Below are 24,755 nucleotides of genomic sequence, written 5' to 3'. Positions count from 1 at the left end.
CACTTAGGTTTTCCCTTAGCGATTTTCACGGTTGTTTTTATTTTGATCAAGATCACGGTTTAAGTTTAAATCCTCTGCAAACTCTTCACGATTGTTTGCATCTTGGTTGCGATTGAAATTTAAATCTTCAGCAAACTCTTCACGGTTATTTTCGTTTTGATTACGGCTAAAATTTAAATCTTCTGCGAATTCTTCACGGTTGTTTTGGTCTTGTCGACGGTTGTTATTTTTATCCACTATTTTTTCACCTCCATCCGTACTATTTTAGTATTATCAATCTTTTTATACATAAAAAGAATATAGGACTCTCACCTTTCCGTCGTTCTCAAAAATAAAAAGCACCCTTAATTAAGAGTGCATGAAACAGTCGTTAACATTTCAATCTATCCAAGGTAGATACCCAAGATTAGGTTACAAATAAAAATTTAGTAACATGGCTTCCTACTAACTATGTTAAATTTTATTACTTCTTCTTTCTAAAAAGACAACGTCCCTCCAAACCCCATTTAACTTCCCGATTTTTTCACGTATTCCAACAACTCGAAAACCTGCTTTTTCGTGTAAATGAAGGCTGGCCTTATTTTCGGGGAAGATTGATGTTTGCAATGTCCAATAACCTAATTTTTCACTTTCTTCTATTAGTTTATTTAGCAACATTGTACCTATTCCTTTTCCTTTCGCAGTTGGTGCTATATAAATACTGTCCTCACCAATCCCGGCGTAGCAGGAACGATTTGATACTTGACTTAAACTAACCCAACCTAAGCATTCGTTACCTTCTACCGCAACAAATCGACATGTTGGGTGATGGGTGCTATCCCATTTTTCATAACTAGGTGCAGTTACCTCAAAGGTTGCATTTCCCGTTGCAATTCCTGCTAAATAAATGTTCTTTACATCTTCCCAATCCTCTTTCACCATCGTTCTAATTTCAACAGCCATTTTCATTCCTCCTTTTTTTTAAATAACTCAACTCTAAAGCATCTGAGTTGAGTTATCCTTAAAAAATCTATTTTTTGACTCACTTTATGTCATAGTTCTTTTTACTTCTGAAAATTCCTGAACTGCTTTTACAAAGTTAGAATAAGTGTAGGTTCCAAAAGAATAGATATTCCCTTTAAAAAAATGGTCCAACATATAATCTTCCGCCTGATTTAATGAACAATTATGGGCATTCATCACAAGGTTTATATAAGCCAAGAAATACTCTTTTGGCAAGTTACCACCGTGATTAACAGTCATTTTTATTCCCCCTTAGTTACAGCAACAATTTGAAGTATCAGAAACTAAGTTAATACTACAAACTCCCGTTTCAGGCAATTCAAGCTCTACCCTTTTCGAAGCCTCTATGTCCCCCGAAAGATAAGAAACAATAGAACGGATTTGTTCATAACCTGTCGCCATTAAAAATGTAGGGGCACGTCCGTAACTTTTCATCCCAACTATATAAAAATTTTTTTCAGGTTGTCTTAATATTTCTTCACCATGCGGCCGTACTGTACCACAACTATGAAGGTTTGGATCTATTAATGGGGATAATGCCTCTACACTTTCAGTTGCTGCATCTACACTTAATCTAATTTCCCGTAGGAAGGAGAAGTCTGGACGGCTACCTGTGTTCGTAATAATTTCATCGATTCCGGATAACGTGAATTCATTCCCTTCATATTCTCCGATTAAATCAATACCATTTTCATTTGAATTTAATTGGCGGATTGTAAAAGGTGTTAACACTTTAACAAAACCCCCATCAACTAATTGGTGAATACGACTACCTAGTTCCCCTCTTCCTTTAAGTGCATCTTTTTCTTCTCCTCCGTGTGCATCCTCTACTCTTTTCTTTCTCATAATCCAGGAAATTTCCACATTATCTCCAAGTAGAGAAAGCTCTAGAATTGTATTAATTGCGGAATGACCACCACCAACAACTGCCACCCTTTTTCCTTCGTATCTTTCTCTATGGCTTCCTTTAATATCAGGAATGCCATAATATATTTGTTCATTCAGTTTTCGCTCTTCCGATGTCCAAATATTATCTGCATTAACTGGGTTAGGTTGTGACCATGTTCCCGTTGCATCAATTACAGCCCTCGCTTCAATTCTTTTAGTAATCCCTTGCTGTTCGACATAGATCATAAAGGATGATTCTTCCCGTGCTAGATTTTTCATTTTATCTAGCCCCTTTTTGCTAATCGACACAACTTTTGAATGTAAGTGAAGATTTTTTTCAATTGCTGGAAGTTTTGCTAATGGTTCTAAATAATTTTCTACTAACTCCTTACCAATTGGAAGAACATCTTTAGGGGGCTCATTCCACCCACTATTCTTTAACAATTTTTTTGCAACTTTATCAATGTTATATTGCCAAGGGGAAAATAGGCGTACATGACCCCATTCCAATACATGATGACCAACTCCTGAACCCGCCTCTAGCAGTATAAAGTTTTGGCCACGATCCACTAAATGAGCAGCAGCTGCCAAACCAATCGGACCAGCACCGATAATAGCTATAGGTAATTGATCCATACGATCGTTTGAGTGTTTATCCGTTTCCGAATGAACGTATTGACTTGGTGAACTACAGCAATTCGTTATAATGCCTAAGTCTCTTTCATTTTTCATCATTAAACCTCCTAATTATTTTACTTGTATTTTGCAAGTATTAATTAAATATAAAAGCAAGATTTCTCTTGCTTAATATAATGGTTTACAGCAAACTGTGGATTTTGACATCGCTTCATTTAATAATTTTAGCGAACGTATAACAGTCTCTCTTTCAAATTCATTCATATGTGAAAATACTTCGTCTAAATAAGCATTCATTGATTGGTCAGTACTTGTTGCAACGAATTTCCCTTGCACAGTTAAACTCAAAATGGATACTCGTTTATCTTGTGATGAAGGAGTTTTTTTAACTAGTTCCATATTTACTAATGTTTGGATTTGTCTACTAAATGTCGTAATATCCATTGCTAACGATTCGGCAATTTGCTGCATAGATGGTTCAACATGTTTGTCAATTTCATAAAGGATATGACTTTGAACGATTGATATATCAAAGTTGCCTACAGAACAGCAATTTTTATCCAATAAACCGAATCTTCTCGTTAGTAAATGGAAAATATCACGTTTGTTTTCCATCATCTCACCTCTTAATTTATTTATACACTAATTATTTGCAAAATACAACTATTTTTCTGAATTTTTTTATTCCATTTTAGTTTTATGTAAAACCATCTACGTATCTTGCTAATATTCGTCTAACCAATGAATAGCTTCCAAATTAAAAAAAGCTACCATAATGGTAGCTTCTTAAAACGGAAATAATCCTTCATTATTCACCTGTTTCTTTGAACTTTCTTATTCTTGCTCCAATATCATCTCGAACCCGCTCGAACACTTTCCACTTTTCCTCTTCCGTACCTTGTGCTTTCGCTGGATCATCAAAGCCCCAATGTTCACGTTTTACAGATGGTGGTGTAACAGGACATTTATCTGCTGCATCACCACATAAAGTAACTACTAAATCAGCATTATTTAATGTTTCCAAATCGATAATATCGGATGTTTGGTTTGAAATATCAATTCCAATTTCTTTCATTGCTTTAATTGCATTTGGATTTACTCCATGAGCTTCAATCCCAGCACTTTTTACTTCCCATTCATCTGATGATAAAATTTGTTTTGCCCATCCTTCAGCCATTTGACTTCGACATGAGTTTCCCGTACATAAGAAATAGAGTGTTTTTTTTGCCACAGTGATTCTCCTTTATAAAATAAGCAAAGTTAAAAATAAACCTAATAACGTAATAAATAATATTGGTATTGTAAGTATAATCCCTGTTTTTAAATAAGTTCCCCAAGAGATTTTAACTCCCTTTTGGGATAAAACGTGTAACCAAACTAACGTTGCGAGAGAACCAATTGGTGTAATTTTTGGACCTAAATCAGAACCAATTACATTCGCATAGATAAGAGCTTCTCTTATAATCCCACTAGTATTCGTTTCTGCAATGGCTAACGCATCAATCATAACAGTTGGCATATTGTTCATCACAGACGACAAAATTGCTGCGATGAAGCCCATAGCAATTGTAGCTACAAATAAACCTTGTTGTGCAAAGGTTTCAATAACACTAGCTAATGACCCTGTTAACCAAGCATTCCCTAAACCATATACAACAACATACATTCCTATGGAAAAAAAGACGATATTCCATGGTGCCCCTTTTACAACAGCAGTTGTATTCACGACTGAACTTCTTCTAGCCATTAATAAGAAAAATATTGCAATGACACCAGCAATGATTGAAACTGGCGTACCAATAAATTCACTTGTAAAGTAACCAATTAATAATAACGCAAGTACATACCATGACAAATGAAACATTTTATGGTCTTTAATTGCCTCATTTGGATTTCTTAATTTAGAAATGTCATAATTCCTTGGAATACTTTTTCTAAAGTAAATTAGTAATACTGAAATTGTTGCAACTAAAGAGAAGATGTTTGGAATAATCATTCTCGAAGCATATTCAACAAATCCGATACTAAAGAAATCGGCCGACACAATGTTAACTAAATTACTTACAATGAACGGTAGTGATGTTGTATCTGCAATAAATCCACTTGCCATAATGAATGGGAAAATCATTTTTTCTTGAAAATTTAAATTTCGAACCATCGCTAAAACAATAGGTGTTAAGATTAAAGCCGCTCCATCGTTTGCAAATAATGCTGCGACAATAGCGCCTAAAATACTAACATAAACGAACATTTTTATCCCATTACCTTTTGCAGCTCTAGCCATATGTAAAGCAGCCCATTCAAATAACCCAATTTCATCTAAAATCAATGAGATCAAAATAATCGCTACAAAAGATAAAGTGGCATTCCAAGTAATCCCTATAACTTCACTAACGTCTTCAAAATTAACTACACCTACTAATAATGCAAGTATTGCTCCGCCACAAGCGGTCCAACCGATATTTAAACTTTTCGGCTGCCAAATAACAAATATTAATGTTACTAAAAAAATAATTGTTGCCAAAACAGATGTTAACAATCCATGTTCCTCCTACACCATTGACGCTCATATATAATCGTATGATTATATAATAATTCACTTATATAACGAATACAATCCCATCAACTTTATTTACACTTATAAAAGGTAGAAAACGCCATAAACGTTTCTACCTTTTAGATTGTACCATTATACAGTTTGTTTTTCAGACGATAAAGAATATAGAATGTTCCCTAATCGTTTAATTCCCTCTTCGATTATTTCCGGAGAAGTGTTTGTATAATTTAAACGGAATGTGTTGACGTTCGATTTATTTGTATAAAATGGATCTCCTGGTACGAAGGCTACTTTTTCTTCCATCGCTTTATAAAATAAGTCCAAAGAAGATGTTCCTTCCGGAAGCGTCACCCAAATAAACATGCCCCCATCTGGTTTTGTATAGTTCACATAAGTAGGGAAATATTTTGCTATTGCATTTAACATCGTTTCGGCTTGAGTTTTGTACAGTTGAACGATTTTTTCTATATGGGATCGTAAATCATTGTTTACTAAATATTTGTGAATAATCATTTGGGAAAAAATGTTCGTGTGCAAATCCGTTGCTTGTTTAGCTGTATTCACATGATTCATAAGTTCTTTATTTTTCGTTGCCATATAGCCGATTCGCATCCCTGGTGTGACAATTTTAGAGAAGGAACCTAACAATACTGAATTCTCTAAACGTCCAGCACCAATGTAAGGTATTTTTTCACCACTCCAACGCAATTCACCATAAGGATCATCTTCAATTAAAACAACATCATATTTTTTTATCACTTCATAAATAGCTTCCCGATTATCTTTCGTATATGTAATACCTGTTGGGTTATGAAAATTTGGTACAAGATAAATAAATTTAATATGCTGATTATGCTTTAACGTATTCTCCAATTGTTCTACATTTAGCCCATCTTCTTTTAACTGAACAGAATAAAAACTTGGTTCAGCTAAAGTAAAGGCTTGAATAGCTCCTAAATAACCAGGCTCTTCCATAACAATTCCTTCTCCTTTATTTACAAGAACTTGCGAAATAAGTTGTAATGCTTGTTGAGAACCGGTTGTAATAAGAATATCTTCAGGATTGAAATTTAAGCCATAGTCCTTTTTATATTTATCAGCAATATATTGGCGTAATGGTAAATAACCTTCTGTAGTAGAATATTGGAATAATTTCGCTCCATTTTCTTCAATGGCACAATGAATCGATTTTTGTAAATCTTCAATCGGAAACGAGATAGGATTTGGTAATCCTCCTGCAAAGGAAATGACATCTGGTGCATCTGTCACCTTTAAAATATTTCGAATAAACGATGATGGCGTATTTAAAATTTTTTCGGAGTACTTCATTTTATTTCCCTCTTTTGTTTGATAGTCGCTGATTATGAATTAATCAGTGTTATCCGATTTTATCAGACTATTCTAAAAATTTCAAAGAGTAATTGTAAAAATTCATTTGAAACATGGAATTTGCACATTGCCATTAACATGAATTTGCTGGAATACTCTTATTTTATTCAATATTAAGTTAACATTATTCTAACTTTTGCTTTTATAAAACAAGTTTCAAGTTACCCTTCTTATGTTACTTTCGAAATAAAAAAAATACCCAATTAAAGAAGCACTTTAATTGGGCACCCGATTATTGCTCTGGGGCTAATTCACTTTCTTTTAACCAATAATGATCTGTTACAGTTTCTCCTAATGAGTTCGTATAATCAACCACATAAACAGTTGTCTCTTCAACAGTATCAATGACGCCTTGCGCACCTAACATACCCTCTAAATGGTCTGCGTTAATAATTACATCAGCCCCTTGATCTAACGTTCCTTCGTCAACCGGGTCCAATTCCCCTTCTACAAACCATTTATGATTTTCCTCATAAGGATCACCGTTCGTAGGTGTGTAAGAAACGGAATAAACCGTCGTATCATAGGCAGCCTTTATCGTTGCTACTGCCCCTTCCATTCCATCTGTATGACTTGCGTTTACAATGGCTGTACTACCAACTGGATACTTAGGATTTTCTGCTTCTTTTAACCCTTCTGGTACTTGCCCATTATGCTCAGTATGTTCACCATGTCCGCCATCTGCTTCTGGCTGTTTATCCATTCCTTCTTGATTATTCGTAACATTCGTACCCGTTTCCGTCGTATCTCCATTATTCGTATCATTTACTCCGCAAGCTGCCAATGAAAGGGCTGCAACAATTGTCATGATGCTAGTTAATAATTTATGACCCATTCTAATCCTCCTAATATTCTCTTTCTATATTAAGGATTGAACTTTGAACTCGTTTCTATTCATGAAAATAACTACATATTATAATGTTTAAAAAATGGAGACATTTCTTCTATGAAACGATTATTTACTTATTTCAACTTTTTGTAACCGTAGTGCATTAAAAACAACGGATACAGAACTAAAGGCCATTGCAGCTCCTGCTAACCATGGAGCAAGGAAACCCGCAGCTGCAATTGGAATACCTAGAGTATTATAACCAAAAGTCCAAAATAAGTTTTGTTTTATATTTCTCATCGTTTTATGACTCATAATGATCGCATCAGCAATACTATTCAAATCACCACGAATTAACGTAATATCTGCGGTTTCCATCGCAACATCCGTACCTGTACCAATGGCCATTCCAATATTAGCAACAGCTAACGCTGGTGCATCGTTAATACCATCTCCTACCATGGCAACCTTTTTTCCCATCCCTTGTAATTTCTTTATTTGTGCAGTTTTTTCTTCAGGGAGCACTTCTGCAATAATTCGAGTGATTCCCACTTGTCTTGCAATTGCCTGAGCTGTCCGCTCATTATCCCCTGTCATCATAATGACATCCATTTTCATTTTATGAAGTCGTTCAATAGCTTTTTTAGAACTCTCTTTTACTGTATCTGCAACAGCTACTAATCCTGCAAATTGTCCATCAATACTCGCTAATATAACGGTTTTCCCCTCTGATTCAAGTCGTTCCATTAAAGAAACAACAGCAAAACTATCAATATTGTATTGCTCTATTAGTTTACGTGTACCAACAACTACTTCTTTTTGATTTACGATTCCTTTTACTCCGTATCCTGGAATAGCTTCAAATTCACGAACATCTCTCATTTCAATTCTTCGTTTACTAATTCCTTGTACAATAGCTTGGGCAAGGGGATGCTCAGATTTCCTTTCGATCGAACCGAGAAAAGAAAGAAACAATCTTTCACTCATCCCCTCTACGACAAAAACATCTGTAAGTTCTGGCTTCCCGTTTGTAATTGTCCCTGTTTTATCTATAACTATTGTGTCTATTTGATAGGTTTGTTCAAGATGTTCTCCACCTTTAAATAAAATCCCTAACTCGGCTGCACGCCCAGAACCAGCCATTATTGAAGTTGGGGTTGCAAGTCCTAAAGCACATGGACATGCAATTACAAGTACAGCTATTAAAGCTTCTAATGCTGGAGCAAATTCTCCAGGCGTTATAAAGACAAGCCAAGTTAAATAAGTAACGATCGCAATCCCAATCACGATTGGAACAAAAATTCCCGAAATCTTATCAGCTAAACGCTGTATAGGTGCTTTAGATCCTTGGGCATCTTCTACTACTTTAATAATTTGGGATAAAGCTGTATCTCTTCCTACCTTTGTTGCTTTCATTTTAATAAAACCATTTTTATTTATAGTAGAACCATATACCGTTGAACCGATTGTTTTATCGATTGGAAGACTTTCCCCTGTTAACATCGATTCATCGACCGCCGTATTCCCTTCTAGAATTTCACCATCTACTGGGATTTTTTCTCCGGGTTTAACGAGCATAATGTCCCCAATGGCAACTTCCTCTAGCGGAATCTCTTTTTCCATATCCTTTCGTAGAACAAGGGCAGTTTTTGCTTGTAACTTCATCAACTTTTTAATCGCTTCAGAGGAGCGACCTTTTGCTTTCGCTTCAAGTAATTTCCCGAGCAAAATTAAAGTAATTAGTACCGCGCTTGTTTCAAAATAAAGTTGGGAATGATAACTAGTTCCTTTTGATATCGTTTGAAAAACGCTATATAAATACGCAGCGGATGTACCCATTGCAACAAGAACATCCATATTAGCACTTTGATTTTTTAAAGCTTTAAATGCACTAACATAAAACTGCCAGCCAATAATAAATTGTACCGGTGTTGCTATTACCATTTGAACCCATGGATCATTTAAAAAGTCCGGTATATAAAGAAAAGACGTAAATGTGAAGTGACCAACCATTGTCCATAAAAGCGGAATGGAAAGAACAGTCGAAACGATGAACTTTACTTTTAGTTTTTCAATCGCCTGTTGTCGAAAATCGACTCCCCCTCGTTCATTGTCTTTTACATGGGCACCATAACCTAACTGCTCCACACGACGAATAATATCCGTAACCGACACTTCAGATGGATTAAATTGTACCGTTGCATTTTCCAAGGCTAAATTTACGTTGGCTAACGAGATTCCTTTAAATTTTTGAAGGCCCCTCTCAATTCTCGTTGCACAGGCTGCACAGGTCATGCCAGTAATGTGCAAACTTGTTTCCCTTTGTTCATTTGTCAATTTTCTTTCACCTACTTCCCAATACCTTTACAGGGTATATAATTGATATGAAAGAGAGTGCTTTAATAGAGCACTCTTGAAAAACTTCTATTCAACATCATAACCTTGATCATCAATCGTTTCTTTAATTTGAGTAAGGGTTACTTGTTGTTCATTATAAGCTACATCAACTTTTCCCTGTTCTAAATTAACTTTTCTTCATGAACACCATCTAAAGCACCAACACTTCCTTCAACGGCTTTCACGCAATGTCCACATGACATCCCTTTAACGTTTAAAGTTACGTTCTCCATTTGCATCACTCCTTATGTTTTAATAGCTCTCTTAATACTATATAGGGGTATATTATTTCCTCATTAACTTTTGAATCGTCACTAACAACTCGTCCAAAACTTCTTCATCCCCAACAGCTAAACGATCTACAACACATCCCTTTAAATGACCTTGTAATAGAACTTTCGCTACACTGTTTAACGCTGATTGTGTGGCAGCTAATTGCGTGATAATGTCGTCACAATAGACATCCCGATCAACCATCCCTTTTATTCCACGAATTTGCCCTTCAATTCGGTTAAGGCGGTTCGTTAAATCCTTTTTCACGCTTTCTGGATGATGACTTTTTCTGCAATGGGATGACTCGCTCATGTCTTCCTTCACGTTTTCCAGTTTGGTCAACTCCTCTTCTTCAATAGGTAAACTAAATCCTTTAATCGTTACAACACGCCCCATCCTCGTTTAAATGACCAGAGCGATTAATTTTCGTTTGTAAATAATTTTTATTATATTCAGAAACGTCACCCCATAATGGCCTTCTAGCATTAACGGATAAACCTGATTGTTTCAGAGCTTCTAATTTTTTCGGATTATTTGTAATAAGTGTGACAGGCTTGGAACGAAGCGCTTTTAACACTTGAATCGCATCGTCATAATTTCTTGAATCATTAACAAAGCCCAATGCATAGTTAGCATCTACTGTGTCATAGCCATTTTCTTGTAGAAGGTAAGCCATTGCTTTACTAAATAAACCAATGCCTCTTCCTTCATGATTGGCTAAATAAAATAATGCTCCTGTTCCATGATCTACAATAATTTTCATGGATTGTTTCAGTTGATAACCACAATCGCACCTTTTACTTCCAAAAATATCGCCTGTATGACAGATGGAATGCATTCTTATTATCGCATCATCCTCATCAGTAAAATTTCCATAAACGAGAACACTCGATTGCTGCATTTCAGCTAAATTAATCGAAGATAGTTTTTCAACAATTTTTTCAATATCTTGATATACTTCATCACAATTTAACCAACAATACCATTGGAAAGTAACCGTTTCATCATATAAGTTCACAGGTAATTTTATCGGACCAACTAAATATATCGCGCCCTTTTCCGTCTGAATAAGTTTAATTTTATCCTTTAAAATTGAAATAACTTGTTGATCTAAATTCATAGAACCGCCTCCTAAAGTTAGTTTGCAACTTACCAAGTTTTTTATGTTAGGAATACCATCGTAACGTTGCTCTTTTTATAACTTCTATTTTGGAGACGAAAAGAAAAAGGTTTCTTTATATCACTTTATTAACCAGCAACATAAAAAATACATCGATCATTCACTTTTCATCAAAAGCAAACTTCTATTGAAAAATCTTTTAAGTACAAAATATAAACTACTATTAGGAGTATTTTATAAAGATGATTCTCTTTTTCGAACAATGATGATGATAATCTTGGCATTCATCCATTGATTTCCTCATTTTATAAGCTTAAAATTTGCTATAAGAAGATTTTGGTAAGGGATACATAAGGGGGTGTTTCAATGATCGACTTTATCCTAACACTAAAACCAATTTATCAAGTAATACTCGCTACATTGTTTACTTGGGGAATGACAGCATTAGGTGCTGCACTCGTTTTTACAACAAAAAATTTCAATCAACGTTTTTTAGATAGTATGTTAGGCTTTGCCGGCGGTGTTATGATTGCTGCAAGCTTTTGGTCTTTACTATCCCCTGCGTTAGAAATGGCAGAGGGGGGACGTTTTCCTTCATGGCTCTCTGTAGCAATTGGTTTTTTACTTGGTGGTGCTTTTCTTTTTGCCATTGATAAACTGTTGCCCCACCTTCATCCGAATGCAGCAATTGAAACAGCTGAGGGTATACAACCAAAACGAAGAAAGCGAAGTACTTTGTTAGTCCTTGCCATCACATTGCATAACATACCGGAAGGATTAGCTATTGGTGTTTCTTTTGGAGCTGCTTCCCTTGGTTCCCCTTCCGCTTCAGTTGCTGGAGCCCTTGCTTTAGCAATCGGGATTGGTATCCAAAACATACCTGAAGGTGCTGCAGTTTCAATGCCCCTTCTACGGGACGGATTATCCAAAAAGAAAAGTTTTCTTTTTGGTCAATTTTCAGGGATGGTAGAACCTATTTCTGCCATTATTGGATTTCTGGCAGTTGCTTTTATTGAACCATTATTACCCTTCGCATTAGCCTTTGCAGCTGGTGCAATGATTTTTGTTGTCGTAGAGGAAGTTATTCCAAGCTCACAAGAAGAAGGAAACAAAGACTTAGCTGTCTTGTCATTAATGATTGGATTTACCATTATGATGATTTTAGATGTGGCATTAGGTTAAATTGAATATAGAAAAAGGAGATGCTCTTAGCTGAGCATCTCCTTTTCATTATTTAAAATCAATTTGTGTTAACACTGGATCATGGTCACTTGCACGACCTGATTCTTCAGTAAAGTCGGAATTAACGTGTAAAATATCAAGTACTGCTTTCTCAACTAGATTGCTAGATACGAAAATGTGATCTAGTGCTTGAGAATTTCCTTGGTACGTATACGTATAACGATCCGCTTCATCTAATGAATAAATCATATTCACCATTGATTCATTGTCCCCTTCTAATGTTTGAAGGGCAGGCGTCCATTGGAAATCATTAAAGTCTCCCAATGCTACAATATTTGCTTCTGGATTTTGTGATTGAATCGATTCTACAAAGTTTCGAATAATAGAACCTATCTGAATCCGTTGTTGTTCACTGCCTAGTACAGGCGGTTGGATTGAACCAAATAAAGGTGAGTCACCTGACTTTGAATTCCAATGATTTGCAATGACAATAACTTGTTCATCATTAAATGTAAACTGTGCAGCTAAAGGTTTTCTACTATTAGAAAAGGCATCATTTGTAGGATCAATACGTCCTGGATTTAATGTTAACGCCCCATTAACATATTCCGTCCCCGTAGTTGCGTTACCAACGGCTTGTGCTTCAGTTAACGATACTCGTTCAGGATTATAAAGGAAACCGACACGAATGTTACCACCAGGTGCTCCACCATCTTGATTATACTCTGGATCAATATTGACATATTCATATTGAGGACCACCTTCAGCAGCGATGGCATTAATCAATGTTTGATAACTTTGATCCGCAGCTGAACTTCCTGAATCAGTTTGACCATCATTATCTTGCATCTCTGTAACTCCAACAATATCAGGTGAATTTAATTTGTCCGCAATGGCTACAGCAATTTTCTTCACTTTTTCTGAATCAGATTGGGCAGAGAAGTTTTCCAAATTATAAGATGCGATTGTTAACTTTTCGTCGGATGCTGTAATAGCAGTTGTATCTGGTGCCTTTCCACCATCGACTATTTTACTTTGAACATCTGTATTATCTACATAGACTTTATAGTTGGAATAACCATAGTTTACAATACCAGTGATAGGTCCATTAACTTGATCGCCTGTATTAATATCGCCACCATTTGTTACTTCCTTTTCACCGTTAAATAACTTCAGTTGAATTCGTTCAGGATTCGTATCCGTTTCACCTAATAATAGACCACCGTTCGTTGTAGTAGCTTCAATTGAGTCAAATACAGTTATAATTTCACCGTACTCTTCTGGAGAAACAACACGCAAGCTACTTTCTGTGCCTTCACCAATTTGAACGCGCATTCCTTCTAGGCTTTCCCAGAAATCAATCGCATCGCTCGTTGGGTCAAAGGATGTTAATTCATCATCATCAATCGATTCAGAAGGAATCATAGATGGTGTAATAACAACTGGATCTGGTAATTCTACATTACTTTTCACAACTGTAATCGAACCGTTTCTCGCATTAATTTCCGTTACAGTTAAATCTGTATCCGCATCATCATATCCGTCTAAACGGTATTCATCTACAGTACCAGTAACACTTACTAGATCTCCCACTTTGAATGAGTATGAAGATGAAGCATTACCTGCATAGACAACAATTCCTTCTGAAGTACTAGAATCATTATCTTCTGTCCCCTTTGCAGATTGCATATAGAAGTATTGGCTACCATCTAACTCAAACAAAGAAGTAATTACCCCTTGAACCCCGTCTACAACACTACCGTCAAAGGAAGATGTGTGATCAGCCCCTTGAATTTGGCTAATCGTTGGTGATTCATCATATACTTCATAGGATATACTAAAGATATCACTATCCGTTAAACCTTCTTTTATAGCAATCGCTTTAATAGTTGTTGGTTCATTGATGACAATTGGTTCTGAATATACAGCACTATCCTTTGTTGGTTCTGAACCGTCCAATGTGTAATGAATTGTTGCACCTTCTGTTATAGTTGAAAGCTCAATTGCAGTTCCTACAGGAATTAATGTGGAACTAATAGAAGGTTTAATTCCCTGTACTTTTGTTGCATCTTCAATCACATCCGCTAAACCACGCGGTATAATTTGATACGTGCTATTATATTGTTGAATAATCCCAGTAAGAGAATCATAGGTTTTCCCTACTTCTAATCCTAAGGAACCATTTTCATCACGTACAACAAAGTTATTCCCTTCAGAATCGTTTGCTGCATAATTTCCTGAACCATTATTAGCCGTAACCGTTACTTGTTGTACAGTTGCTAATTTGGACTCATTCTCTTCATTAATCCCCGCACCTGTTATGTCAATAGGAGAAAATTCATTTCCAGTAGAGACTCTTTCGACTAAAGAAGGACTTTGAAGTTGCAAAAGCCCTCTATAGTCCGCTAGTTCTCCAGATAATACGACTTCATCTCCAACTTCTACTGAATCTGCTAAACCATATACAGCAATAGCAGCAGTTTCATCTTGAATATGGATCGTATTTTTTAATTTCCCCGTTACAATTCCTTGTACTTGTACCTCTCCAGTCCCTTGTTCGCGAGCTTGGGCAATGGTAATTGTTTCCCCCTCTCCTGGCTCTTCAACAATGTAAGGATGTTGGCCAAGATTTTCAAAGGAGTCTTTCCCTAAATTCGTCCATTCCGTCTCAAATGTAAAAGCATCAGTCGGGATGGCATCTCCAGTCGTTACATCCGCATTTCGTACGAGAGTTACATCTTTTGCAAAATCACTACTTGATCCAATTTGTCCAATGGAATCGACTATTTCATCATTCTTTTTTAAAACTAAAGGATCATTTCCATTAAAATTAATCACCGTCGAATTTTCTATTTGACCGACTGATTTAATTTCATCCGTTGCTTGGCCATGATATAAAACAATCGCTTCTCCAGCTTCTAAAGTGCCATGTAATTCCATAGATTTAACGCTCTCAGGAGCACCATTTGTATAAATCTCTAATGTGTACTCGGAAAGATCGATGACGGAACTAGAAGCGTTATACAATTCAATCGCTTTATTATAACTACTTCCTTCAATATATTGGGAGATCATTAAATCTCCCCTAGAAACCTCCTTTGATACATCAACTATCCTTCCTTCAGTAGATGTTGGAATACTTTCTACACTTACTAAATAATCACGGAAGTTTTCCCAATCGGATAAACCTAAATCGGTCACACGTCCTTCAGCATATGCTGTTGCGAATACGTCGTAACCATCTCCACCTTTAGCAGTGAAAGCATTTGTTGCAACTGTATATGTTTCATCATCTTGAATTTCTACAAAATTACCTTCTGCATCCTTGTAATAGATGGCAACTACCCGTTCTCCAACTGGTTTTGTTGAATCAAATTCAACTTTCCCACCAGCTACATGTAAAAATCCACCGTTTTCAGCTGGGTATTCTTTAAAACTAATTTCAAAGGCAGCTTTTAACTCGGCACCTGTAACCGTCATCGTTGCCAATGTATTTCCAAAAGGTAAAACGGTAATCACTTCTCCAACGGTTACTGGTCCAGCATCAATAGCTGAACGGATACCGCCACCATTTTGAAAGGCTAATACAACATTTTCGTTATACTGTTTCGCTTTTTCAAGCATACCGTTCGTAATTAAATTACCAAGAATCGTTTCACTATTTCTGACGCTGACCCCTTCCGTATTTCCACTATCTGTGATGCGAGGATTTGTAAGGGGTTCATTTAATGTTACGCCAATTTCTTCATTCGTAATTTCAGCTATTCTATCCGAATAAGGAGCTAATAGCTCTTTTGCTTCTGGATCTTCTTCAAAAGAATTCACTTCTAGCAGTTGGCCACCATACTCTGTAATAACACCTTGTTTGTCAAAAGTAAGATTTAATTGGCCTAAAAATTCACTATACTGATAAGCTTGTACAATTACTGTTGGTTCCTTTTCTTCTCCATCTAAATCTTCAACAACTAAAGTAGGTTCATCTAATTGTGTATGACTATGACCACCTACAATAACATCAATTCCTTCAACTGCACTTGCTAAAACTAAATCATTATCGATTTCAGCATTATCGTCGTATCCAATATGAGTTAAGGCAACAATTTTGTCTACACCCATTTTTTCGAAAGCTTTTACTGCTTTTTCTGCTTCTTTAATATAGTTTTCAAAAGCGATACTGCCAGGACTTGAAATGGCAGCCGTTTCTTCCGTCGTTAAACCGAAAATCCCAACTTTTTCGCCTTTAATTTTCTTTACAATTCCTTGATAGATTTTCCCGTCCTTCGGTTTGCTTGAAACTAAATCAGAGAATAGTCCGTCAAACTTATTATCTTGTGAGAAGTCAACATTAGCACTTACAAATGGGAATTTTGCCCCTTCAATAAAATCAACTAGTGCTTGATGACCTTCCGGCGAAGAACCTAAATCAAATTCATGATTACCAAAAGTCATTGCATCATAACCCATTAAATTTAAAAACGTTAAATCGGCTTGCCCTTGAAACTCATTAAAAAATAGAGTGCCACTAAATACATCTCCAGCATTTAAAAGAAGTGTATTTTTGTTTTCTGCTCTCACTGTTTCAACAGCTGTAACTAACTTTGGAACATTGTCTAAATGGGCATGGGAATCATTCGTATGCATTATCGTTAATTCAAAATCTTTTTTCCCTTTTCCCTTATCTTTGTCTTTCCCTTTTCCGTTCCCTTTACCATTCTCTTTTTTATCCACACTTTGTTTCGCTGGGTGTTGATATTGAGCTACTTTTTCAGATTGATTACTTTTCCCTTCCGATTCCGCTGCCAACACAGTTGGTGTAACGGATCCAATTGTTGAAGCTACAAGCGTCGTTGCCAGTGTTGCTTTGAAGAAACGATCCCTACTTTTTTTAGAAAAATGCATTCATTTGCCCTCCATTATTTGTTTAATGTGCTATTGGTAAATCATGTAGTAAATTAGTAATTGTAAAATTTCATACGAATAAAGTAGACTTTATATTACCTACATTATTAGAAAAATAATTCGAAAGAAATAGATTATTTGTAAAATAATCGTAAATAATTATAAAAAAAATCGTTTCCACGTAAATTTAACGAATCATAAATATTATTTTTCAGACTTTTTTGATTTATTTAATAAATTTTTGCCCCGAATATAATTTAAACTGTTGAAACATCGCATATATAGGTATTATTAACTAAAAATAGTCTTAATAAGGATGTAAACACACTCCTATATCTTTAGTATGGTTCATGAAAAACCAACTATGTTTGTTAAGAAATTTTTCATTTCTTTCCTTAGATATCGTTCATTCTAAAAAAAATAGCAAAACGCCCCTAAATCTTAGGCGCGTTTTGCTTCTTTCCAATTTTTAAACTACTCTTCTTCTTCCATTATTTCATCAAAGGCAGATGATACTTTATCGAATTCCTCATCACTTTCAATGGCACTAAAATCTCCTTCTTCATCTACCTTTAAGAAGAAAACATCGATATCCTCTTCTGTTTCTTCTTGTAAATCTTCCACAAATCCTACCGCAACATATTCCGTTCCTTCAATATTAATCGCTGCAAGAACTTCAACTTCTAATTCCTCGTCATTTTCGTCGGTAATCGTGAAGATTTCCCCTACTTTCAATTCATCCATTCGTCCATTCTCCTTCTTAAAAAAGTCTGTTTAAACATATTATTTTATTGCCATTTCTGGTCAGATTCATACAACATTTTAGAAAAATCAAGTACCACAAAAAGTACGATACGGTAAATTCGAAGGTACAGGTAATTGGCTATATTCTTGATGTTCCGGCGAATCATCAAAAGGATTAGCAAGTACTTTTAGTAAACGTTCCATCACACTGTAATCACCATTATTTACTGCTGCATCCAACGCTTCTTCCACACGATGATTTCGAGGAATAACTGATGGATTTCGTTCTTTCATTAATTGGGTCGATTCTTCCATCGACTGTTGTTGTCTAGAACGTCGCTCTTGCCACTTTTTTTGCCATTGATCAAAATCTTCTTGATCGTGAAGAGAAGTCATTTCCAACTTGTTGACCGTTAACGCTCGGAACGTATTTGTATAATCCGCTTCATATTTCTTCATCATATCGAGTAATTCGTTTATTAATTCTTTATCTTGCTCTTCTTCATTAAATAATCCTAATTTTCCCCGCATTCCTCTAAGCCAGTTCTTCTCAAAAAGGAGCGGATATTTCGCTATTTCATTTTGGGCAATTTCGACCGCCTCATCCTCCTCATCATGTAATAATGGAATGAGTGTTTCAGCAAAACGGGCCAAATTCCAGCCACCTATTTTCGGTTGATTACCATATGCATAACGTCCTTTTGTATCAATCGAACTAAAAACTGTATCAGGATCATACGCGTCCATAAAAGCACATGGTCCATAGTCAATCGTTTCCCCACTAATGGTCATATTATCCGTATTCATAACACCGTGGATAAAACCAACCAATTGCCATTTACAGATTAACTCCGCTTGTTTTTTAATAACTTCCTGAAGTAAATAAAGGAATCGATGATCACTATTAGGGATATCTGGGTAATGGCGGACAATTGTATAATTCGCCAACACTTGTAGGTCTTCATAACTTCCCCAATTAGCGATAAATTGAAAAGTTCCGACACGGATATGACTCGATGCAACACGGGTTAGGATGGCACCGGGTAATTCCATTTCTCTAATAATTTTTTCTCCTGTTTCCACTACAGCTAAGCTTCTAGTTGTTGGTATACCTAGTCCGTGCATTGCTTCACTAATTATATATTCTCTTAGCATCGGACCAAGGGCAGCCCGTCCATCCCCTCCACGGGAAAAGGGAGTACGACCAGACCCTTTTAGTTGAATATCATATCGTTCTTCTTTTGGAGTAATTTGTTCCCCATAAAGGGTAGCTCGTCCATCTCCTAGCATCGTAAAATAACCAAATTGATGCCCTGCATAAGCTTGAGCCAAAGGGAAAGAACCTTCAGGGGCTACATTACCTGCAAGAATTTGCACCCCTTCTTCACTCTGAAGCTCCTCACTATTTAAGCCAAGTTCACTTGCTAGTTGTTTGTTCAGTATGACTAACTTCGGATTACTTACTGGATGCAGCTTTAAACTTGCATAGAAAGAATCGGAAAGTCTCGCATAACTATTATCAAAGTTCCATCCTATTCCCATATAATCCCCTTTTCTCTTTACCGAGTAGTTTACTTCATTTAAGATGAAGCCATTTCTTTAACAAAATATACTAAGTTAACCATCATTCATTAACATTGTAAGCCAAGTTCCATCATTATACACTACCTAAGAAAACAAGACATAAATTCGCATACTTTTAAACAAATAATTCCTTAAAACATCATTCTAACTGTAGGTTTGTTCATGTTTTTTTACAATTTTATTATTCTCCATAACCGTTGGATCTATGATAATTTCAAAAACTATATGGATTTTTAAAAAGTAATCTCTTTGTAAACGCTTTTTTGATTTTAATCCGGTTTATTCATAAATTTTTTACTCAACGAAAGAACTTTCTGTGGTAATATATCCTAATCAAATAAGTTAGAAAGAGGAGAAACATGAGCGAAACACTTCAAACACCTCCAAAAAAGTTAAATTTATTTCATTTAACTTGGCCGATTTTTTTAGAGGTATTTTTATTTATGTTAATGGGGCTTGCCGATACGTTTATGTTAAGTGCGGTATCAGATAATGCGGTTTCAGGGGTCGGCACAGCTAATCAATATATACACATCGCCATTTTAATTTTAGAAGTTGTCGGGAATGGGGCTGCCATCGTTGTTTCCCAATATCTCGGTTCTCGTCGGTATTTTGAAGCAGCAAAAATTTCCGCTTTAGCCGTTACATTAAATTTATGCCTCGGATTATTAATGTCGGTCCTATTTATTTTCTCTTCCAACCAATTAATGATCATGATGAACTTGCAAGGAGCAGTACTTGAACATGCACAAAGCTATTTAATCATCGTCGGAGGAGGGATATTCCTTCAAGCTGTTATTAATTCTTTAGCAGCGATTATTCGTGTACATGGTTGGACAAAGCAAACGATGTTTGTTTCATTAGGAATGAATATTATCCACGTAGTTGGAAACTATATTTTAATTTTCGGTAACTTTGGTGCTCCTGAACTAGGGGTACAAGGTGCTGCGATTTCATCGGTAGTTAGCCGATTAATTGCCGTTTTCATTTTCTTCTGGCTACTATATCGAGCATTAGAAGTCAAAATAAAGATGGCATACTATTTTTCCTTTTCTAAGGAATATGTACAGAAAATTTTATACATTGGTTTACCAAGTGCCTTTGAACAAATTATGTACCAAGTTTGTCAAATTGTATTCTTGTACTATGTAACATACCTTGGTGCAGAAGCTCTTGCCGCACGACAATATGCGAATAATATTTCGATGTTTACCTATCTATTCGCCATTGCGATAGGGATGGGTACTTCCATCATCGTTGGTCGTTTTGTTGGTTCAGGAGATAAGGACTCTGCTTATAAGCAAGTATGGTCTAGTGTAAAGGCAGCACTCGTTTTCACTGTAATTATCGCAGCGGTCGTAACTATATTCCGTGAACAATTAGTTAGCTTATTTACCGATAATCCAGAAGTAGTCAAATTTGGTGCTTCTGTATTAGCTTTAAGTTTATTGTTGGAAACTGGTAGAACGATTAACATCACAATCATTAACTCGTTACGGGCTTCTGGGGATGCTCGTTTCCCTGTCAAAATAGGATTCTTATCCATGATATGTATGAGCTTACCTTTAGGATACTTATTAGTATTTGTATTCGATTTAGGGTTAGTCGGCGTTTGGCTAGCCATTGCTGCTGATGAATGGACCCGTGCTATCATCGTATTATTTAGATGGAAAAGTCGTAAATGGGAACAGTACGCCTTAGTATCTCCAGATAGAGATGTTGAACCTACTGAAAATCCAGTTACTACTTAAAAACATATGAACCCGTCAAGAGTGCTTTCTGTAAGCACTCTTTTTTATATAAAAAATGACTTCCGCGTTGGAAGTCATTGAAAACTAATGTTTATCTACTGGTAGTTTCGGTAACGTTTCACTTAGCTTGCAATATTGAACGAAAACCCGAGCTAGTTCGCGAAGACGATCTTGAATCGTAGCATCTGTAATTTGATTATTTTCATCAAAATGAGATGAATGGGTATATACATAGTTAGGTGTTACTAAACAACGGAAGTAATCTAATATTGGTCTAAGCTGATTTTCAACTACTAAATGGTGCTGATATGTACCACCATTTGCTACCATTGAAACTGGTTTATACCGCATCGCTTTTGGGTCAATCATATCAAAAGCATTTTTTAATACGCCTGGAATCGATGCTTGATAAATTGGCGTTGCAATAATATAGCCATCAGCTTCTTCAAATTTTCGAATCATCATTTGCATATCTTCATTTAATGGGCTACCATCCAAAATTTGATGTTTTAAATCAGCGAAATATAATATTTCAAGCTCTAAGCTGCTATTATATTCTTTAATATATTGTTCAACTTGACGCAATATCGCACCTGTTTTATTACCGAATACAGTGCCATCCACGAGTAAAATTTTCATGTTGAGTATCCTCCACTTTTTATTTCCATTCGTTATTGTAACAGATGCGATAAAGCACGAGTAGGGAACAAGTTTGGATTCAATAAATTTCAGTCTTTTGGCGGAATTTCCGTTTGATTCGCCTTTTCCATTGCTTTTTCCATTCTTCGGGTTGGTGAAGTAAGACTAACGATCGTTGTTCCAACATCAAATGACCGCTTTATCCCCTTTGTAAAAAATATGAGGTGATGATCCTTATCCACTGCAAATAATGGGATTGTTTTATGTCCATCGCCATCAAGATAACGTTCAAATGTATATTGTTCCGTAAGCTGTGTTTTACGAATCATATATCCTTCATTAATAAGACGATTTAATGTGTAAATATCATAATCTTCATCAAATAATGTCTTTCCAACGATTGATTGACTGTAGTCACTTAAGTCCCCCGTAGGAATGGGTGTTTGAAAAATATGTTCCCGACCTAGTTCAGGAACGAAACGTTGGCATATAAGGGCATTATACGCATCCTCTTCTGTGGCGGCTACTAATATTTCGTAAGGAGTTAAGTCTACATGAAACTCCGTATATTCACTTAAGATGTCCCCTACTTCCGTTTTTATCCCTAATTGACGAGCTTCAGATAAGGCACTCCAAGATCGGTCGATAATAAGAACAGGTTTTTGAAAACTTTGTATCGCTTCACCTAAAACAGCTGTAAAAGGACTACCTCCGACAATCGTTACCCCCATTTCATCCGTACATTGCAAATTTAATTTCTTCGCAAGCCAGCTAATGGATAAACCATGGGCTAAAACGGTGGCAAATACTAATGCTAATGTTAAAGCTGTAATAATATCAGCATCTTCAAATCCAGATTCCGTTAAAACACTAGCAAAAAAGCCGGAAACGGTTAAGGCGATAATCCCTCTTGGTGCAATCCATCCAAGTAATAGACGTTCCCGCTTCGGTAATCCTACTCCAATAGTAGAAAGCCAAACCGATACCGGTCGGACAACAAACAACATCGCTAAAACAAATAAAAGCATACGCCAGTTTAAAATATCGAGTAACGTCTCGATTGATAAAGAAGAAGTTAACATGATAAATAGCGTAGAAATAAGAAGAACAGAAACATTTTCTTTAAAGTGCAGTAATTCTCTTAATGATGTTAAATGCATATTTGCCATGACAATTCCCATGGCAGTGACAGCGAGTATCCCTGTTTCGTGTATGATTTCTTCTGATAGTACAAATACCAAAAGTACACTGACTAAGACGACTGGAGACTTTAAAAATTCAGGAATAAAACCATGTTCCAGTAAACGGCCTAATAGAAACCCTACCCCTGCTCCAATAATGGCAGAAAAAATAGAAGCAACAAAAAATAATAAAAGGGACCCTTCCGAGATCATGCCATTCATATATAAAACCATTTCGAGTGCGAATAGGGCGACTAACGCACCGAATGGGTCCACAATAATGGCTTCCCATTTTAGGATTGTAGCCGGACGTTCTTTTAACTTAGCTTGGCGCAATAATGGCAAAATCATCGTAGGTCCAGTAACGATAAAAAGTCCACCCATCACAAAGGCAACATCTATTGATAGCCCAGCTATAAAATGAGCGGCTAAGGACCCAATAATCCATGCAATAAAGGCACCTAAAGTAGAAATACGAAAAATCGATTGGCGGAATCCTTTAATTTCTCGAAGGTCTAAGCCCAAACTCCCTTCAAATAAAACAACGGCAACAGCTAGCGCAATAGTCGGATTAAACACTTCTCCAAAACTTTTTTGCGGATTGAATAATCCTAACAAAGGACCGACTAGCAAACCGACTAGTGACATAATAACGATGGCAGGGAGTTTAAATCGCCAAGCTACCCATTGCGATAAAATTCCTAGTCCTACAATTGCAACGATTTGAATTAGTAGATTGTCGAGCATTGTAACATCCCTTTCATCCAAATATAGAAATCAAAAAAGTCCTCCATTAGTATTTACGGAGGACGTTCTTTCATTCCATTTGAAAACGCTATTTATCAAGTTCATTTTTCGTTTTGATTTCCATTAATCTTTCTTGATTAAATACAACTTCTTCATCTATCGGTGTCGGTTCTGGCTCTTTAAATTTATCCCAATTAAATAACTGTTCCCTTGGAATAGCTTTTTCTACTTTAGCTTCAGGCATTTTCATTGTAGAAAGTTGCTGTGATTCATATATTGTTACCGGAGATTTTTTGCCAAAAAGAGCAATGACTTTCATTGCTAATGCAAGCTGAGTTGCTTCGATTGGACGATATTTTTTCAACGGTCCAATAAAAAACGGATTTAATCCTTTTAATAGCCATTCACCCGTTTTCTCACCTAAACGAAATTCCATTCTGTCTCCAACTAATAGAGAAGGTCGGACAATCGATAATTGGGGTAATTCTAAAGCCATTAATTCTCGCTCTAGCTTTCCCTTCACCTTATTATAATAAAAGGCAGATTTTTCACTGGCGCCGATAGCAGAAATGATAATAAAGTGCATAATGCCACATTTTTTTGCTAGAGATGCTATGTGTAATGGATACTCCACATCTATTTTTTCGAATTGCTCTTTAGTCTTCGCCTTTTTCATCGTTGTTCCTAAACAACAAAAAACTTCATGGGCAAAATCTATATCCTTTTCTTCTAATTGATCAAAGGAACGCACTTTAACGGTTAGTTTTGGATGCTCGAAATCCAGCTTTCTTCTAGATAGAACTGTCACCGATACATATTCTTCACTGTCACAAAGTAGTTTTACGAGGGCCGTTCCGACAAGCCCTGTCCCACCTACTACGATGGCTGAACGCATTTCCACTTTCACGCCACAACCTTTCATGTTTTTCGTCTAATC

Annotated in this window: 20 protein-coding genes and 1 pseudogene; 2 read left to right on the top strand and 19 right to left on the bottom strand. The window is 36.1% G+C overall.

Features of this window, described 5'->3' with window-relative positions; all coding sequences use genetic code 11:
* Window positions 1–15: 15 nt before the first annotated feature.
* The 13 genes and pseudogenes from ACH0B5_RS05635 to ACH0B5_RS05575 all read right to left on the bottom strand — a co-directional run bounded on the left by ACH0B5_RS05635 (window position 16) and on the right by ACH0B5_RS05575 (window position 11,091).
* A complete protein-coding gene (locus ACH0B5_RS05635; protein ID WP_241559255.1) occupies window positions 16–237 on the bottom strand; it encodes a hypothetical protein in 222 nt (73 codons plus the stop codon).
* Window positions 238–453: 216 nt separating this feature from the next.
* A complete protein-coding gene (locus ACH0B5_RS05630) occupies window positions 454–942 on the bottom strand; it encodes a GNAT family N-acetyltransferase (RefSeq protein ID WP_122970660.1) in 489 nt (162 codons plus the stop codon).
* A gap of 84 nt (window positions 943–1,026) precedes the next feature.
* Window positions 1,027–1,242 (bottom strand): hypothetical protein, encoded by a 216-nt coding sequence (locus ACH0B5_RS05625; RefSeq protein WP_122970661.1) that lies wholly within the window; start codon window positions 1,240–1,242, stop codon window positions 1,027–1,029.
* Window positions 1,243–1,254: 12 nt separating this feature from the next.
* Window positions 1,255–2,622, bottom strand: coding sequence for an NAD(P)-binding domain-containing protein (locus ACH0B5_RS05620; RefSeq protein ID WP_406927521.1), 1,368 nt, complete (start codon window positions 2,620–2,622; stop codon window positions 1,255–1,257).
* 72 nt (window positions 2,623–2,694) lie between these two features.
* Complete coding sequence (locus tag ACH0B5_RS05615; protein WP_406927520.1) at window positions 2,695–3,141, bottom strand: MarR family winged helix-turn-helix transcriptional regulator; 447 nt, start codon at window positions 3,139–3,141, stop codon at window positions 2,695–2,697.
* Window positions 3,142–3,334: 193 nt separating this feature from the next.
* Window positions 3,335–3,757 carry an arsenate reductase (thioredoxin) gene (arsC, locus tag ACH0B5_RS05610; RefSeq protein WP_122970664.1) on the bottom strand — a complete coding sequence of 141 codons (423 nt, stop codon included), beginning with the start codon at window positions 3,755–3,757 and terminating at the stop codon, window positions 3,335–3,337.
* Window positions 3,758–3,769: 12 nt separating this feature from the next.
* Entirely contained in the window at window positions 3,770–5,065 is a 1,296-nt protein-coding gene (locus tag ACH0B5_RS05605) for an arsenic transporter (RefSeq protein ID WP_122970665.1), read from the bottom strand.
* A 150-nt stretch (window positions 5,066–5,215) separates the two neighbouring features.
* On the bottom strand, window positions 5,216–6,412 hold the full coding sequence (locus ACH0B5_RS05600) for an aminotransferase-like domain-containing protein (RefSeq protein WP_122970666.1): 1,197 nt from the start codon (window positions 6,410–6,412) through the stop codon (window positions 5,216–5,218).
* Between the two features lie 292 nt (window positions 6,413–6,704).
* Window positions 6,705–7,307 carry a YdhK family protein gene (locus tag ACH0B5_RS05595; RefSeq protein WP_122970667.1) on the bottom strand — a complete coding sequence of 201 codons (603 nt, stop codon included), beginning with the start codon at window positions 7,305–7,307 and terminating at the stop codon, window positions 6,705–6,707.
* A 120-nt stretch (window positions 7,308–7,427) separates the two neighbouring features.
* Window positions 7,428–9,638, bottom strand: coding sequence for a heavy metal translocating P-type ATPase (locus ACH0B5_RS05590; RefSeq protein WP_341361747.1), 2,211 nt, complete (start codon window positions 9,636–9,638; stop codon window positions 7,428–7,430).
* Window positions 9,639–9,725: 87 nt separating this feature from the next.
* Window positions 9,726–9,931: pseudogene (copZ, locus tag ACH0B5_RS05585) on the bottom strand (copper chaperone CopZ).
* A gap of 52 nt (window positions 9,932–9,983) precedes the next feature.
* Window positions 9,984–10,283: a metal-sensing transcriptional repressor gene (locus ACH0B5_RS05580; protein ID WP_122970787.1), complete on the bottom strand. Its 300-nt coding sequence runs from the start codon at window positions 10,281–10,283 to the stop codon at window positions 9,984–9,986.
* A gap of 61 nt (window positions 10,284–10,344) precedes the next feature.
* Window positions 10,345–11,091 (bottom strand): GTP cyclohydrolase II, encoded by a 747-nt coding sequence (locus tag ACH0B5_RS05575; RefSeq protein ID WP_122970668.1) that lies wholly within the window; start codon window positions 11,089–11,091, stop codon window positions 10,345–10,347.
* 366 nt (window positions 11,092–11,457) lie between these two features.
* On the opposite strand from ACH0B5_RS05575, the gene ACH0B5_RS05570 reads away from it, so the two are divergent.
* Complete coding sequence (locus ACH0B5_RS05570) at window positions 11,458–12,273, top strand: ZIP family metal transporter (RefSeq protein WP_122970669.1); 816 nt, start codon at window positions 11,458–11,460, stop codon at window positions 12,271–12,273.
* Between the two features lie 48 nt (window positions 12,274–12,321).
* Here the strand turns inward: ACH0B5_RS05570 and ACH0B5_RS05565 are convergent, their stop codons facing one another.
* The 3 genes from ACH0B5_RS05565 to ACH0B5_RS05555 form a co-directional block, all read right to left on the bottom strand.
* Complete coding sequence (locus ACH0B5_RS05565; RefSeq protein ID WP_406927519.1) at window positions 12,322–17,172, bottom strand: 5'-nucleotidase C-terminal domain-containing protein; 4,851 nt, start codon at window positions 17,170–17,172, stop codon at window positions 12,322–12,324.
* Between the two features lie 474 nt (window positions 17,173–17,646).
* Window positions 17,647–17,916: a DUF1292 domain-containing protein gene (locus ACH0B5_RS05560; protein WP_122970671.1), complete on the bottom strand. Its 270-nt coding sequence runs from the start codon at window positions 17,914–17,916 to the stop codon at window positions 17,647–17,649.
* 87 nt (window positions 17,917–18,003) lie between these two features.
* Window positions 18,004–19,458, bottom strand: coding sequence for a protein adenylyltransferase SelO (locus ACH0B5_RS05555; RefSeq protein WP_122970672.1), 1,455 nt, complete (start codon window positions 19,456–19,458; stop codon window positions 18,004–18,006).
* Window positions 19,459–19,859: 401 nt separating this feature from the next.
* Here ACH0B5_RS05555 and ACH0B5_RS05550 point away from each other — a divergent pair, with 401 nt between their 5' ends.
* The gene (locus tag ACH0B5_RS05550; RefSeq protein ID WP_122970673.1) at window positions 19,860–21,251 is read left to right on the top strand and encodes an MATE family efflux transporter; all 1,392 of its coding nucleotides are present in this window, start codon (window positions 19,860–19,862) and stop codon (window positions 21,249–21,251) included.
* Window positions 21,252–21,335: 84 nt separating this feature from the next.
* Here ACH0B5_RS05550 and ACH0B5_RS05545 read toward each other — a convergent pair whose 3' ends face one another.
* The 3 genes from ACH0B5_RS05545 to ACH0B5_RS05535 form a co-directional block, all read right to left on the bottom strand.
* On the bottom strand, window positions 21,336–21,890 hold the full coding sequence (locus tag ACH0B5_RS05545) for an NADPH-dependent FMN reductase (protein WP_122970674.1): 555 nt from the start codon (window positions 21,888–21,890) through the stop codon (window positions 21,336–21,338).
* An 89-nt stretch (window positions 21,891–21,979) separates the two neighbouring features.
* The gene (locus tag ACH0B5_RS05540; RefSeq protein ID WP_122970788.1) at window positions 21,980–23,818 is read right to left on the bottom strand and encodes a cation:proton antiporter; all 1,839 of its coding nucleotides are present in this window, start codon (window positions 23,816–23,818) and stop codon (window positions 21,980–21,982) included.
* 88 nt (window positions 23,819–23,906) lie between these two features.
* Window positions 23,907–24,725 (bottom strand): NAD-dependent epimerase/dehydratase family protein, encoded by an 819-nt coding sequence (locus ACH0B5_RS05535; protein ID WP_406927518.1) that lies wholly within the window; start codon window positions 24,723–24,725, stop codon window positions 23,907–23,909.
* Window positions 24,726–24,755 lie beyond the last annotated feature (30 nt).

Origin of the sequence: Ureibacillus sp. 179-F W5.1 NHS, assembly GCF_045369345.1 — a bacterium.
In the GTDB taxonomy this organism is placed as follows: Bacteria; Bacillota; Bacilli; order Bacillales_A; family Planococcaceae; genus Ureibacillus; species Ureibacillus halotolerans.
The sequence above is the reverse complement of the archived record's forward strand: the minus strand, read 5'-3'. Positions and strand labels throughout refer to the sequence as shown.

Bases quoted from the DNA above. Each gene is read 5' to 3' on its own strand.
- ACH0B5_RS05560 (WP_122970671.1), bottom strand. From the start codon at position 17,916: ATGGATGAATTGAAAGTAGGGGAAATCTTCACGATTACCGACGAAAAT.
- ACH0B5_RS05565 (WP_406927519.1), bottom strand. From the start codon at position 17,172: ATGCATTTTTCTAAAAAAAGTAGGGATCGTTTCTTCAAAGCAACACTG.
- ACH0B5_RS05630 (WP_122970660.1), bottom strand. From the start codon at position 942: ATGGCTGTTGAAATTAGAACGATGGTGAAAGAGGATTGGGAAGATGTA.
- ACH0B5_RS05625 (WP_122970661.1), bottom strand. From the start codon at position 1,242: ATGACTGTTAATCACGGTGGTAACTTGCCAAAAGAGTATTTCTTGGCT.
- ACH0B5_RS05575 (WP_122970668.1), bottom strand. From the start codon at position 11,091: ATGAATTTAGATCAACAAGTTATTTCAATTTTAAAGGATAAAATTAAA.
- ACH0B5_RS05550 (WP_122970673.1), top strand. From the start codon at position 19,860: ATGAGCGAAACACTTCAAACACCTCCAAAAAAGTTAAATTTATTTCAT.
- ACH0B5_RS05545 (WP_122970674.1), bottom strand. From the start codon at position 21,890: ATGAAAATTTTACTCGTGGATGGCACTGTATTCGGTAATAAAACAGGT.
- ACH0B5_RS05540 (WP_122970788.1), bottom strand. From the start codon at position 23,818: ATGCTCGACAATCTACTAATTCAAATCGTTGCAATTGTAGGACTAGGA.
- ACH0B5_RS05595 (WP_122970667.1), bottom strand. From the start codon at position 7,307: ATGGGTCATAAATTATTAACTAGCATCATGACAATTGTTGCAGCCCTT.
- ACH0B5_RS05570 (WP_122970669.1), top strand. From the start codon at position 11,458: ATGATCGACTTTATCCTAACACTAAAACCAATTTATCAAGTAATACTC.
- ACH0B5_RS05600 (WP_122970666.1), bottom strand. From the start codon at position 6,412: ATGAAGTACTCCGAAAAAATTTTAAATACGCCATCATCGTTTATTCGA.
- ACH0B5_RS05580 (WP_122970787.1), bottom strand. From the start codon at position 10,283: ATGAGCGAGTCATCCCATTGCAGAAAAAGTCATCATCCAGAAAGCGTG.
- ACH0B5_RS05620 (WP_406927521.1), bottom strand. From the start codon at position 2,622: ATGAAAAATGAAAGAGACTTAGGCATTATAACGAATTGCTGTAGTTCA.
- ACH0B5_RS05555 (WP_122970672.1), bottom strand. From the start codon at position 19,458: ATGGGAATAGGATGGAACTTTGATAATAGTTATGCGAGACTTTCCGAT.
- ACH0B5_RS05615 (WP_406927520.1), bottom strand. From the start codon at position 3,141: ATGGAAAACAAACGTGATATTTTCCATTTACTAACGAGAAGATTCGGT.